General features: G+C 61.8%; 16 protein-coding genes. 3 read left to right on the top strand and 13 right to left on the bottom strand.

Features of this window, described 5'->3' with window-relative positions:
• Positions 1-6: 6 nt before the first annotated feature.
• From J5Y06_RS09515 to J5Y06_RS23445, 3 genes are read right to left on the bottom strand one after another with little or no spacing between them, the layout of a single operon-like run.
• Positions 7-354, bottom strand: a complete 348-nt coding sequence (locus tag J5Y06_RS09515; RefSeq protein ID WP_209334889.1) for a DUF1491 family protein — start codon at positions 352-354, stop codon at positions 7-9.
• Positions 355-366: 12 nt separating this feature from the next.
• Positions 367-1,155: a peptidoglycan-binding domain-containing protein gene (locus J5Y06_RS09510; protein WP_209334888.1), complete on the bottom strand. Its 789-nt coding sequence runs from the start codon at positions 1,153-1,155 to the stop codon at positions 367-369.
• A complete protein-coding gene (locus tag J5Y06_RS23445; protein WP_209334887.1) occupies positions 1,115-2,821 on the bottom strand; it encodes a sensor histidine kinase in 1,707 nt (568 codons plus the stop codon). The genes J5Y06_RS09510 and J5Y06_RS23445 overlap by 41 nt, the downstream gene beginning before the upstream one ends.
• 513 nt (positions 2,822-3,334) lie before the next feature.
• Here J5Y06_RS23445 and J5Y06_RS09500 point away from each other — a divergent pair.
• Complete coding sequence (locus J5Y06_RS09500; RefSeq protein WP_209334886.1) at positions 3,335-3,709, top strand: DUF5330 domain-containing protein; 375 nt, start codon at positions 3,335-3,337, stop codon at positions 3,707-3,709.
• Between the two features lie 57 nt (positions 3,710-3,766).
• Positions 3,767-4,189, top strand: a complete 423-nt coding sequence (locus tag J5Y06_RS09495) for a SufE family protein (protein ID WP_209334885.1) — start codon at positions 3,767-3,769, stop codon at positions 4,187-4,189.
• 7 nt (positions 4,190-4,196) lie between these two features.
• On the opposite strand, the gene J5Y06_RS09490 is transcribed toward J5Y06_RS09495, so the two are convergent.
• Together J5Y06_RS09490 and J5Y06_RS09485 are read right to left on the bottom strand one after the other, a co-directional pair.
• Positions 4,197-4,994 carry a DUF6456 domain-containing protein gene (locus J5Y06_RS09490; protein ID WP_209334884.1) on the bottom strand — a complete coding sequence of 266 codons (798 nt, stop codon included), beginning with the start codon at positions 4,992-4,994 and terminating at the stop codon, positions 4,197-4,199.
• Complete coding sequence (locus tag J5Y06_RS09485; RefSeq protein WP_342453399.1) at positions 4,994-5,404, bottom strand: helix-turn-helix domain-containing protein; 411 nt, start codon at positions 5,402-5,404, stop codon at positions 4,994-4,996. Before J5Y06_RS09485 ends, J5Y06_RS09490 begins: the two co-directional genes overlap by 1 nt.
• Positions 5,405-5,613: 209 nt before the next feature.
• On the opposite strand from J5Y06_RS09485, the gene J5Y06_RS09480 reads away from it, so the two are divergent.
• Entirely contained in the window at positions 5,614-5,910 is a 297-nt protein-coding gene (locus J5Y06_RS09480) for a cytoplasmic protein (RefSeq protein WP_209334883.1), read from the top strand.
• A gap of 67 nt (positions 5,911-5,977) precedes the next feature.
• On the opposite strand, the gene J5Y06_RS09475 is transcribed toward J5Y06_RS09480, so the two are convergent.
• From J5Y06_RS09475 to J5Y06_RS09440, 8 genes are all read right to left on the bottom strand, one after another.
• The gene (locus J5Y06_RS09475) at positions 5,978-6,403 is read right to left on the bottom strand and encodes a Ros/MucR family transcriptional regulator (RefSeq protein ID WP_209334882.1); all 426 of its coding nucleotides are present in this window, start codon (positions 6,401-6,403) and stop codon (positions 5,978-5,980) included.
• A gap of 269 nt (positions 6,404-6,672) precedes the next feature.
• Positions 6,673-7,032: a monovalent cation/H(+) antiporter subunit G gene (mnhG, locus tag J5Y06_RS09470; RefSeq protein ID WP_209334881.1), complete on the bottom strand. Its 360-nt coding sequence runs from the start codon at positions 7,030-7,032 to the stop codon at positions 6,673-6,675.
• On the bottom strand, positions 7,032-7,367 hold the full coding sequence (locus tag J5Y06_RS09465; RefSeq protein ID WP_209334880.1) for a cation:proton antiporter: 336 nt from the start codon (positions 7,365-7,367) through the stop codon (positions 7,032-7,034). Before J5Y06_RS09465 ends, mnhG begins: the two co-directional genes overlap by 1 nt.
• Positions 7,364-7,837: a Na+/H+ antiporter subunit E gene (locus tag J5Y06_RS09460; protein ID WP_385931538.1), complete on the bottom strand. Its 474-nt coding sequence runs from the start codon at positions 7,835-7,837 to the stop codon at positions 7,364-7,366. Before J5Y06_RS09460 ends, J5Y06_RS09465 begins: the two co-directional genes overlap by 4 nt.
• Positions 7,834-9,327 (bottom strand): Na+/H+ antiporter subunit D, encoded by a 1,494-nt coding sequence (locus J5Y06_RS09455; protein WP_209335117.1) that lies wholly within the window; start codon positions 9,325-9,327, stop codon positions 7,834-7,836. The genes J5Y06_RS09460 and J5Y06_RS09455 overlap by 4 nt, the downstream gene beginning before the upstream one ends.
• Positions 9,328-9,369: 42 nt before the next feature.
• Positions 9,370-9,747 (bottom strand): Na+/H+ antiporter subunit C, encoded by a 378-nt coding sequence (locus tag J5Y06_RS09450; protein WP_209334878.1) that lies wholly within the window; start codon positions 9,745-9,747, stop codon positions 9,370-9,372.
• Entirely contained in the window at positions 9,747-10,163 is a 417-nt protein-coding gene (locus tag J5Y06_RS09445; protein ID WP_209334877.1) for a Na+/H+ antiporter subunit B, read from the bottom strand. The genes J5Y06_RS09450 and J5Y06_RS09445 overlap by 1 nt, the downstream gene beginning before the upstream one ends.
• Complete coding sequence (locus J5Y06_RS09440) at positions 10,160-12,499, bottom strand: putative monovalent cation/H+ antiporter subunit A (RefSeq protein WP_209334876.1); 2,340 nt, start codon at positions 12,497-12,499, stop codon at positions 10,160-10,162. The genes J5Y06_RS09445 and J5Y06_RS09440 overlap by 4 nt, the downstream gene beginning before the upstream one ends.
• Positions 12,500-12,554: the final 55 nt, after the last annotated feature.

Below are 12,554 nucleotides of genomic sequence, written 5' to 3'. Positions count from 1 at the left end.
CGCGTTTCAGGGTTCATCCACCGACAGGAGCTCGTCGACTGCCAGGCGGCCCGGCTCGACGTCGACGATCCATATATCGGGATCGAAGCGCATCTCCTTGGCGAGCCGGGCTTCCACGGATGCATCGTCCGCACCGTCCAGCAGCCTGGAAAACTGCCGCTCCGCCGGACAGTCCTCGCCGTAGCTCGTTTGCGCTGCCGGACCATACAATGTCACCTCGCCGAAGCGATTTCTCGACGTCACGAAGATGGCGCCAGCTTCCGTTGCGCCCCGGCGTACCACGGCAGCAAACCCGCCGTCGCCGAACACCCGTCGCGTCAAGGCGGCTACAAAGAAGTCCGAGGTCAGCCGCATGATCGGAACGGCTCAGTTCGTCAGGCCAATTTCGCGCATCTTGGCATAAACCTCGTCCGTCGGCTCGCCGGTCACGGCCAGCCCGAACAACGCCTGGAATTCTCGGATTGCGCTCCGCGTCTTGGCGCCCATCAAGCCATCCACCTCGACGCTGTGATCGCCGAAGGCTCGCAAACCCGCCTGCACCTGGCTGATCCGGATCGGCTCCGGCGTCGCGCCTGGTTCGGCAATCAAGGAGGCGACTTCGTCGGTTCGCCCAATAGGGTCTGTCGGGACAGGAACGCTCCCTACCGAGGCGGTGTTGGTTTCGATGCCGAGGTGGTTCAACAGCGTGTCGTCGATCCGCCCTGTGGTCGGTTGCCCAAGGATCTTCTGATAGATCGAGATCGCCTCGCTCGTCCCGCTGCCCATGCGGCCGTCGACAGGGCCGCGATAAAGCTTGAGGTCTTGCAAGGCGGTCTGCACCTGCTGCACGGTCAGGTCGATGCTGGTGTCCGCCCCGTCCGGCTGTTCAATGCGGTCTTCGGGCTGCAACAAGGAAGGCACAACCGAGGGGGTGCGCATCTGCGGCAGGTCGCGCGTGGCAAAAAAGGCCCCGCTATGGACGTGAGGCTGGTACCAAACGGCATTCGCGGAAACAAAGAATAGCGCCACCAGAAAGGCCGTGCTGCCGCCCACCGCAACGGGATTGCGCGCGATCGCTGCCGCGGATGCCGAAGCAGCCCGGTGCATCACCCCATGTTGCGCAGCCGGCTGCGGCTTACGCGCTTTTGCGGAAGCTTTCTGCGATCTGCCTGCCATGCCTCTCCGTTCCTTTGCTTCCCCCAATTGCCGCATCCGTCTCCGGACCGTCGATCGGCAGGGTCACCGTCACCGTCGTGCCTTCGCCGGGTGCACTCGCCACCGACAAAGTACCCTGGTGCAGCTCCACAAGACCCTTCACGATGGAGAGCCCCAATCCCGCCCCTTCATGCTGGCGATTATAATCGCTGCACACCTGGACGAAAGGCCGGCCGATCTGTTCCAGGTCGCAGGCGGCGATACCGATGCCCGTGTCAGACACCCAGAACTGTAGCCGGCGACCCTGCCGGTGCGCCCCGATTGTTACGGCGCCGCCTTCCGGCGTGAACTTGATCGCGTTGCCGACCAAGTTGATCAAGGTTTGCTGGATCGCACGTCGGTCGCCGCAAACATCGCCGATGTCGCGCTCGATCTGGACCCGCAGCGAGATCGCCTTGGTTTTCGCTTGGCCTGCGAGCATGGCTCGGCAGAACTCCACGGCGTCGGCAAAGGGGAACGGCTCGGCATTGATCGTGTATGTGCCCGATTCAATCTTCGAGACATCCAGAATGGAATTCACCACGCTGAGAAGGTGCTGGCCCGACTCGCGGATGATGCCGACATATTCCGCTTGGCGAGGATCGGCAAAGGGGCCGGCCATGCCGCTGTTCATCATCTCGCTAAAGCCGATGATCGCATTCAGCGGCGTGCGCAGTTCGTGACTCACGGCAGCCAGGAACCGGCTCTTTGTCAGCTCGAGGCGGTCAGCGCGCTCGATCGCCTCCTCCAGCCGATGCTTGAGGTCGACTTCTTCTCCCCGGCTGCGAACCGATAGAAAGACGCTGAGGTCGATCTTGCGTTGCACCATGGTGAGGGCAAAAAGCTTGACTGCGGAGCCTGTTTCTCCTTCCGGGACGCGTAGCCGGACATCGAGGGTCTGGTCGACACCGGTGAGGCGCAGGTCAGCGAGAGCGGTGAGATACGTCACCCGGTCCGCGACATGAAGACGCTCGAAAAAGCCTTGCCCGCGCAGATGCTGACCAGGAAGGCCGAGCACGGTTTGTGAGTGCCGGTTCACGCTGACGACTTCGCCCGCGCTATCCACCCGCAAAACGGCCGCGTCCGACAAGGCTTCCAGTTCTGACGTGGGGTCTGACGTGGGGTCTGACGTCGGCACGACGTCAGCGTGCGGCGTTTGATTGAAGCGCTGCAGGAGGCTGAAAGCATAGCCGATCGGAAGCAGCCAGTGCCAAAACGCGCTCGGTGCCAAGGGCAGAAACAAGCCCGCGCCTTGCAACGCAACCAGCACGCCAAGCACGGATGCGGCGGCAAAGAAGCCGGCCTGCGCCGCGCGTCGCGAACGCTTCACCCACCATGCTTCAAGCGGCAGCGCGATCAGCATCAGGGTCACGGGAGATGCGACGCCTCCAGCAGCAGCGATCACCACCGTCAGCGCAAGGCCACCCAGAACAAGCCCCGCGGCCGCAAACAGGGAATCGCGCCCTGTGCTCGCCAGTCCGACGAGCAGGCCCCAGGAAGCGGCGATGCCGACGCATACGAGGGCCAGCATGATGGGCACGGTGAAGAAGGATGACAGATAAGGCGTTGCCAGTGCCGAAAGGCCGATCGGCGCAAGCAAAAGAAGCCCCGCCAAGCGAAGATGGCTGTTGAACGCCGATTCCGCCACGCGCGGATGCACAAGCCGGCTGCAAGCGGCAGCCAGGCCGCCTTTCCAATCGCCGGATCTGCGGGCCGTATAACTCAATACAACGCACTCACATGTAGCCGCGCCGTCGCGACCTCGAACTGGGTCGAAAGTCGCATCCAGCGTTTAAGGAAGAGATAAACGAGCCACCTTTCCTCGCCTTCTTCGCTCGCTGACACCCTCCGCGGGCTCTTCCGCCAAGCCAGCAGTTGCTAGGGTTAATTGCCCGTTGTGGCGTGTTCCGGCCCGGTGCGGCGCGCCGTCCCGCTGACCCGCCGACATTTCGACGAAGCACGCTCAGGAACTTAGATGGTTAACGAAAGGTTGGCTGGAACCCATTGCACCCGCAGCGCTTTTTCCGAATGATCGGGTATTCCGCATTTGAACTAATTTTGCTGAAAATGCTGGTTCTGCCTTCAAGCCGCTTTTGAAGGGAAATGCGCCAGAACGCCTTCAGCATAAGCAACGGGCCTTGGGCCCTTCTGGATGAAGTCGATGGCGTTTCTGATCCGCATGGGGTTTTGGTTCTCGCTGGTTCTTCTCGCACTTCCCTTTGGTGTTGGGGGAAGCGATTCGTCAGTACGGGAAGTCGGGCCGATCGAGGCCCTGTTTGCCGCCAAGGATGCCGTCAGCGACGTGGCGGGCCTTTGCCAGCGTAAGCCGGATGTCTGCGAAACCGGACGCGCCGCTTTCCAGACGATCAGCGTGCGGGCTCAGGAAAGCGCCCGCTTGGCTTCAACCATGATCGACCCTGAGCTTCCCGCCGATCCGGCGGCCGCCGACCTTGCTCTTGCGGATGTTGCGGCGGAGCCGACCACGACCGGAAGCATTCCCCTTCCCACCGCACGTCCGGACCACGCCCCTTTCTAGCCTTCGCAGCGCGAAGAGCAGCGTGACGCCCAGCTTTCCTCGACCTATATGCGCGGCATGACCGCATCCATCGAATCGATCCGCGAAGACTTCGCCTTCCTTGACGACTGGGAGGACCGCTACCGCTACGTCATCGAACTCGGGCAGGATCTTCCCCCCTACCCGGAAGAAGCGCGCGACGACGCGCACAAGGTTCCGGGTTGCGCCAGCCAGGTGTGGCTGGTCAGCGAACACGCCGGCGGCAACGATCCCGTTCTCACGTTCCACGGCGATTCGGATGCCCATATCGTTCGCGGCCTCGTGGCCATCCTCCTTGCCTTGTATTCCGGCCGGCGAGCGTCGGAAATTACCGGGATCGATGCCGAAGAAACGCTGCGGTCGTTGGGCCTCGACTCCCACCTGACGCCGCAGCGATCCAACGGACTTCGTTCCATGGTGAAGCGCATCCGGGCCGAAGCAGAGGCCAGCCGCGGCGTTTGATGCCAACCTACCGGACCGTCGGCCGGTAATCGTCTGTACCCCAATGAAGCACCCGCTGTTGCCGGTTCGATGATCGCGCTGGCTCGTAATGGCGCGCCAATGCGCTGAGTGCGGCCTTCAGCATGACCTTGCCTGAACGAACGGGCCATCCGCGCTCGGCTTCCACTTGCTCCAGCCCTTTCAGAAAACAGCAGATATCCAGCAGCACGCCCGACAGTTCCGGTCCCGTGGCATTGATCGCCCGTTCCACGCGTTGGCGGGCTGCCAGCGCCGCGTCGGTCAGATCGGCCATTCCGCCAGCACCGCCGCGGCCGCGCTGGGCCGCAGAAACTGTGGCGTTCCAGTTGGCGCTCAAGCGCGGCATCAGCTGGCCGCGGGTGAAATCGGCTCGCAGCCGCTCGCCAGCCCGGATCTCCTCCTCGCCCAGATAAGCACGTCCCGCACGATCCCTGCGGCGTGCAAGTTGTGCCAGGGGCGACTCCGCCAGGTTCACCGTCACGGTTTCCCATTCGCCGTCCGTTTTCACGGCTGCTTCCGCAAGCTCGCGATGCTGCGCGGCAAAGGCGTCCTGCAGGCCACGCCGCACGGCTCGTCCGTTTTCGGTGATCGTCACCGTCTCACCGGCTCTCTCCACCGCGATAGCTTGTAGCGCAGCATCCAGAACTGCGAGCGGCACGGCTATCCGGCCGCGCGGGCCGCTCAAGAGCAGTTGATCTCCAGTGTCCCGTTCGATGCGCGCAGCTCCTTGCGCGAGAAAATCGAGCAGGCGGCGCTTGTGGTGTTCTTCCTGTACCGGGTCCTTCATTATCGCAGGCTCCACACCTTGCGACCGCGCATCACGGTCTTCGCGATATGTTCGGTTCGCGCCAGGACAGCATCGAACTCGGCGTCGTCGCGCAGATCCTCGATCAGATGAACGGCATGAAGAACCGTGGTGCGGTCGCGCCCGAAGCCGCGCCCCACCTCCCCCATGCTCATGTCGAGGACGGTGTGGGCCACATACATGGCGATCTGCCGCACACGCGCGACCTCGAGGCGGGAACGCCCGGTTTGCCGCAGTTCCCGTCCGGAAACGCCATAGAAGGCCGCGGCGAGGTCGAGCACGCAGTCACACAGTTCCACGACTGCTTCTTCCCGACCCTGCTTGCCGGTATCCCCGTCGATATCCTCCTCCGCTTCAACACGCCTGTCCTGCCTTGCCGCATTTGCCGCCACCGGCCGCACTCCCAATAGGAATAGGTTCCTTTCTATAGGTGCAGCTCCTCCTCATGTGAACAAAAAAGGAACATCGGGCAGGTTTGTCAGAGGCGCATCATCTTGGCAGCGCTGGGTTTTCCACCTTCGGCGGATTGCTCCCACGTCACGTCCATTCCCCTCCCACTCCCGCCAGGCGAAGCTTCGCGGACTAATGGAGATGCCTGGGAATGACGATAATCAACGAGCGAACGCAGTTCTTAATGGCGAAACAAAGCTGGAGCGAACACGCCCGGCAAACAGCGGCATTGTCACTGCTGTGTGGGATCAATCTCGAGAAAGCGCTGACCAGCTCACCGAAGGACCGCGAACGTCTTGTGACAAGGCTGCGCCGCTACCTCGAGCGGGAGCGGCTTCGGGGCGCGCAGCGCCACTGGTGCTACGACCTCAACCGGCACATCGCCTTGAAGCAGGCTATGGACCGACTGGTTGCGAGCACCGGCGCCGGAAAACGGGACATCCATTAGGATACCCCCCGCGCAAACAAAAAGCGGCGCCGAAGCGCCGCTGATTTTTAGGATGTCGCGAAGAACTTTACGACGAGGCTTTGGGCTTGCGGCCAAGACCCATTGACTTCGCCAATTGCGAGCGGGCCGCTGCATAGTTTGGCGCCACCATTGGGTAGCTTGCATCAAGGCCCCACTTCTCGCGGTATTGTTCCGGCGTCATGTTATAGTGCGTCATCAGGTGACGCTTCAGCGATTTGAATTTCTTTCCGTCTTCCAGGCAGACGATGAAGTCGTCATGAACGGATTTCTTCGGATTGATCGCTGGCTTCTGCTTTTCAGGAGCGACAGGTTCGGCAGCCACACTGCCGACACGGCCAAGTGCGGCATGAATTTCGGCAATAAGAGACGGCAATTCGGATGCTGGAACGGAATTGTTGCTGACGTAAGCAGCCACGACATCAGCCGTAAGTTCCATGAGCGAATCGCTCGAACGGGGATCAGAAATTTCCATGAAGAAGGGCCTCAGGGCGAAAGGATACTAGGTTGTTGATTTTGCGCTTATAATAAGCGGGCAGTCACTTGAAGGTCGATGGCGGCATCGCGCCCGATCGCCCTCAAGCATTGCGCCCTATCTGGTCAAGAGTTTGCCGGAAGTCAAATAAAGCGTTTGTAATAAGTCGCAGCTATAAGCTAGCAGAAAACCTGCTGTGTTGCAGATCGGCACATCTCATCAGACTTTGGTCCGATTTGAGGCAAGAAGTAGCTTCCGAAAGAGTAGCCTCAGTCACGGGTGCCGTCATTCTCACGCGCGAGCTGAGGTCTTTCGTCGCAGTTCGCCCCCCGCCACATCGGATAGCCGGCCTGCAAAGCGGCGCGCGCCAGGAGATGCGCCGAGATGGGCGCCGTGATCAGAAAGAAGACTGCCGCCGCAATCGCCCGCGTGCCGAGTGCTGCATCCATTTCCACGAGTGCAACGGCGATCAGAATAACGCAGGAGCCAACCGTCCCCGCCTTGGACGCCGCATGCATGCGCGAATACACATCCGGCAGGCGCAGAATGCCAATGGCAGCCGTGAGCGTGAACAACGATCCGACCACAAGGAGAACGGCTGCCAGAAGCTCGAGAGCGGTCGCCACCATTATGTTTCGCCCTCCTGGTTGCCGGCATCCCGAGCGTCCTGGCGCAGTTGCAGCTTGCCCTGAAGGCTCAAGGTGAAGCGCGCGAAAGCCACTGTTGCAAGAAAGCCGACGAGCCCCAGCGCGAGCGCGATGTCGATGTAGAGCGTGTAGCCAGTCTTGATCCCAATGGCGCCGATAAAGCCGATGGCAATGACGACGAGCATATCCAGCGCCACCACGCGATCCGGCAGCGTGGGGCCGAGGATCACCCGCCAAACTGCGAACAGGAAGGCAAGGCAAAGCACCGCCAGCGTCAGCCAGGTCGCCCATTCGAGGATCACGGAAGACAGGCTCATTCGAAAGCCTCCAGGATGCGCCGCTCGAACCCGTTCTGGATGTCGCGTCGCGTTGCATCGGGGTCCCTGCAGTCGAGCGCGTGGATCACCAGATGCGACCGGTCGCTGGTGACGTCCACCGTCAGCGTGCCCGGCGTCAACGTGATCATGTTGCCGAGCAGCGCGATCTGGAAGTCTGACTTGAGTTGCAGCGGATAGATGATGATGCCGGGCGACACGTCCATCGTCGGCTTCAGGACCGCCTTCACCACGTTCCACACAGATTTCATCAGTTCCACCGCGAACACCGCCAACAGCACGAGGATCTTGCGGGGACGGCGGATCGAGACGGGGGTGCCAAGGTGATGGCGGACGATAAACAGCACGGTGGCGGCAAGCAGAAGCCCCAGAAACAGGTTGGGCAGAGTCCAGGTCGCGGAGATCGCCAGCCACACCAGCGTCAGGAGGATCAGCATCAGAATTGGCATCAGCCCTGCTCCCCAAACACAGCGTTGATGTAGGCGGCGGGATCAAGCAATCCGTCGGAAGCTCGCACTGCGGCAGCAACGAAGGGCTCCGGATAAAGCCCCATGACAATCGCAACAACCGTCAGAACACCGAGCACGCGAGGTGTTCCGTCGTGCTTGCTCCGACTTTCGGTGGAACTCGGCCGCCAGAAGGTCAGCAGAAAGAAACGGCCGAGTGCGATCACCGAAAGCAAAGACGACACCAGCACCGCTGCCGTGAGCCAGCCCCGGCCCGCTTCCAGTGCCGCCTGCACGAGCATCACCTTTGGCCACAATCCTGATCCGGGCGGCAAACCGCCGAGGGAAAGCACCAGCACGAAAGCGATCGCGCCGAGGAGCGGCACATCCTTCCACAGACCACCGAGCGCATTGAGAGAGGCCGACCCGCTGCGCCGCTCGATCACGCCCACCAGCAGGTAGGCGGCCGAAATCGCCACCATGGAATGCAGGGCATAGAAGATGCCGCCCGCGAGCCCTGGCGCCGATCCGATCGCGAGGCCTGCCATCATCACCCCGACTCCCAGGATCACCTGAAAGCCGACCATCCTGCGCAGGTCGTTTTGCGCCAGCGCACCCAGCGCCCCCAGCATCATCGTCGATCCTGCCACCCAGGCGACGACCGTTTGGAGTTCCAGGAGTTGCACCGGAAACATCATCACCAGCACACGGAACAGCGCGTAAACGCCAACCTTCGTCAGAACGCCTCCGAAGTAAGCGGAGGTGGCGTTTTCCGGCGTGTGGTACGAGGCCGGGAGCCAAGCATGGACGGGAAATGCGGCGGCCTTCATGCCGAACGCCAGCAGGTAGAGCGTTGCAAGCGTCATCAGCGGCGCGGCTTCGATCAGCGGCAGCTTGCGCATAATATCGGCCATGTTGAGCGTGCCGACGATGCCATAAAGAAGGCCAGTCGCGATCAGGAAAAGCGTGGTTCCGATCAGGTTCAGCACCCCGTATTTCATGGTGCCGTCGAGTTGAGCACGTGTTGAGCCCACCACCAGAAGACCAAAGGACGAAATCAGGAAGACTTCGAACCAGACATACATGTTGAAGATGTCGCCGGTCGTGAAGGTCCCGTTCACGCCGGCTGCCGTGAGCACCAGGAAGGCGAAGTAACCGTAGCGGCGTGACGAACGGATCACCCGGCGCGACGCCGAGATCGCACAGCCGAGCGCGATCAGCGAGTTTGCCACGGCGAACAGCGCGCCGAGCAGGTCCACGGTGAAGGAAATCCCGAAGGGCGGCAACCAGCGGCCCATGGTCATCACCAACGTCCCCTCGCTCCAGACCCGTGCGAGAAGTGCGATGCTGGCCAGCGAAACCAGCGCCAGGGTTGTGATCGCCACGGGCGCCTGCCAGTGCAAGCGCTTCCGCACGATGATCAGAAAGGCGCCGACAAGCAGGGGCAGCACAGCGGGTGCAACCACCAGCCAGTCCGCCAGCGGCGTCGGGGTCATCAGGAGGGCATCAGCGCCCGCGTTCGGAAGCACAGCCACGTCTCAGTATCCAAGCGGCGGAAGGGTGTCACCTTCCGGTTCGGCAACGCGCATCTGCACCGTATTGTCGCTTCCAAGCTCCTGGTAGGTGCGTAGCGCAAGCACCAGCAGGAAGGCGAAAAACGAGAACGATATCACGATTGCCGTCAGAATCAGGGCTTGCGGTAGGGGATTGGCGGCAATGCCGGTCAGTCGGTCCATGTCGGGCGCAATCACCGGCGGGGCTTCGCGGGTGATGCGGCCCGCAGTGAAGATCAGCAGGTTTACCGCATTGCCGAACAGAACGATGCCGATCAGGATGCGAATGATCGCTTTGGAAAGCATCAGGTAAACGCCGGCAGCGAAGAAGCAGCCGACCAGGAGGGACATCACTGCTTCCATCAGTGGTTATCCTCGGTGCTTTCGAGGGCAAGCGCGATCGAACTGACCGCGCCGGCAACCACGAGGTAAACCCCGATGTCAAAGATGATCACATTGGAAATGTCGAAGCCGATGATTGGGGATTTCGTCCAGACCCCCGTCAAAAGGGGTGTGCCGCTGAACAAGCCCGTGAGCCCTGACAAGGCCGCTATGAGCAGGCCTGTTCCCGCGATTGCGATCGGGTGAAACCACATCGCACGTCGCGTGGCAGGCACACCAAAGGCGATGCCGTAGATCGCAAAAGCTGATGCGGCAATCAAGCCACCGATAAACCCGCCACCGGGCTCATTGTGGCCGCGCAGCAGGATGAACACGGAGAAAAGCAGCATCAAAGCAGTCAGGTACGGCGCAACGGTTCGAAAAATCAGTGTTTTCATGACCGTCCCCTAATCCGTCCCGGCGTAGCAATCCGCAGGAGGGCAAGGATGACCAAGCCCGTCACGGCCACAACGGCGATCTCTCCCAAAGTATCGAGAGCGCGGAAATCGACGATGATCACGTTCACGACGTTGCGGCCGTGGGCGATGATGCGGGCGTTGGCGTTGAAGAACTCGGAGAGCGACGCGTCGAAGGGATTTTGCGTCACGCGAAGAAGCAGGAGCGTGAATGCCACGCCGCACGCGATCGCAATCGACCCGTCGAACAGACGCTCATTCCAGGGCCGGTGATCGGTTGGGGAAAGGTGAAGCCTCGTCATCGTCAACGCCAGCACGATCACCGAAAGCGTTTCAACCATGAACTGGGTGAACGACAGGTCCGGCGCGCCCATCAGCACGAAAAGAACGGCCACGGCAAAGCCCTGAATGCCGAGTGAAACAATGGCGGTCAACCGATTGCGCGTGCGAACGACGCTGTAAAGGCCGACCAGCGCAACCACGACCAACGTCCATTCGTGGAGTTGAAGCGCTGGAAACGGTGGCATGCTCGGCAGTTCGCTGTAAATCACCATCGGCACCAGCAGGACCACCGCCGTCGTGATGAAGGCGATTGTGATGTAGACGTCAAGGCGGCCGTTCTGGACGATGCGGAGCACGGCTGCGGACAATCGAACCAACCCGGCCACCACGTGGTCGAAGCCGCGGTCCGGACCCCAGTTTCCAGCGCCGAAAACGCTTGCCAGTCCGCCACGCAGGCGGGCCTGTGCGGCATACAGCACCAGGCCAACTGCAAGCGTGACCAGAGACAAGCCGAAGGCAAGGCTGACATGCGGCAAGGGAGAAATGGCGTTGGCGAATGCCGACCCTGCCACGGCCGTCGTCATCGGATCGGCGATTGTTCTGTAGAACAGGCCGTAAAGAAGGGCGGCGAGGAGCCCGGTGATGGCCAGAACAACTGGTCCCAGCCACAAGAGCGCCGGGCCTTCATGCGGATGTTTTGGCGTTTCCCGTTGGCGGCCGATGAAGGGTCGGAGCCCCACCGCGAAGCCGATGGCCACCATGGTAGCGTTACCCAGGATCGCGACAAGGAGGATCAGAAGCGGCCAGCCGCCGCTGTCGTGGGTGAGCGCCTCATAGATGGCTTCCTTGGCAAGAAAGCCCGTGAACAGCGGAATACCGGCCATGGACAAGGCGGCTCCGATGGCTGCGGCAAAGGTGATCGGCATCGCCTTGCGCAGCCCGCCGAGATCGCGGGTGTCGCGCGAGCCGGTTTCGTGGTCGAGGATGCCCACCACCATGAACAGCGCGCCTTTGAACAGCGCATGGGCGATCAGGTAAAGCACTGCAGCAGAGACGGCCAGATCGCTGCCGAAGCCGGTGAGCATGACAAGGAGGCCGAGCGAGCCGACGGTTGTGTACGCCAGCATCAGCTTGAGATCGGTCTGGCGCAGCGCCAGCACGCTACCCACCAGCAGCGTTGCGCCGCCGAACAAGGGCAGCACCGTTTCCCAGATCGCCGTTTCCCCCATGGCAGGGTTCAAGCGCATCAGGAGGTAAACGCCGGCCTTCACCATCGTGGCGGAATGGAGATAGGCCGACACGGGCGTGGGCGCCTGCATCGCGTTCGGCAGCCAGAAGTGAAACGGAAGCTGCGCCGACTTGGTGAAGGCGGCGAGCAGGATCAGGAGAAGCGCGGGAAGATAGAGCTCGCTGCCGCGAAGGCCTTCCGGCTGCGCCAGGAGGCCCGACAGGGTGTCGGTGGTTGTTGCCATGCCGATCACCACCAGCCCGGCGAGCAAGGCGAGGCCACCAAGCCCGGTTACCACGAGCGCCTGCAACGCGGCGCGACGGCTTGCTTCACGCTCGTGATCGAAGCCGATCAACAGAAACGACGCGATGGACGTCAGTTCCCAAAACACGAACAGCATCATGAAGTTGTCGGCGACAACCAGTCCCTGCATCGCGCCCATGAACAGAAGCAGGTAGCTCATGAAGCGGCCATGCTGCGGATGCCCATGTAGGTAACCGCCGGAATAAAGCACGATCAGCGTGCCGATGCCCGATATCAGCAGGGCGAAAGCGGTGGACAGCCCGTCGAGATACCAGGCCAAGGTCACGCCGAGCGAAGGGATCCAGCTGACCTCGCCGCGCACGGACGTTCCCGATGCGACGGTGGAAACAAGCGACACGAACACCGTGAACGCAAACAGCGGGATGAGCGCCAACAGCCATGCACCACGATCGCCCATCCGCCGCATCAGCCATGGCGCCACCGCAGCGCCCGCGAATGGCAGGGCAAGCCCGATCAACAATGCTGTTTCACTGCCTGACTGCATGAATGCGGTGGTCTCGATTGCGCTTGGGAGAATGGGGTTGGTTGCGCTGCCTGCC

It is taken from the genome of Tianweitania sediminis (genome assembly GCF_017813335.1).
Lineage (GTDB): Bacteria > Pseudomonadota > Alphaproteobacteria > Rhizobiales > Rhizobiaceae > Tianweitania > Tianweitania sediminis.
This window is presented reverse-complemented; position numbering and strand designations above follow the sequence as displayed.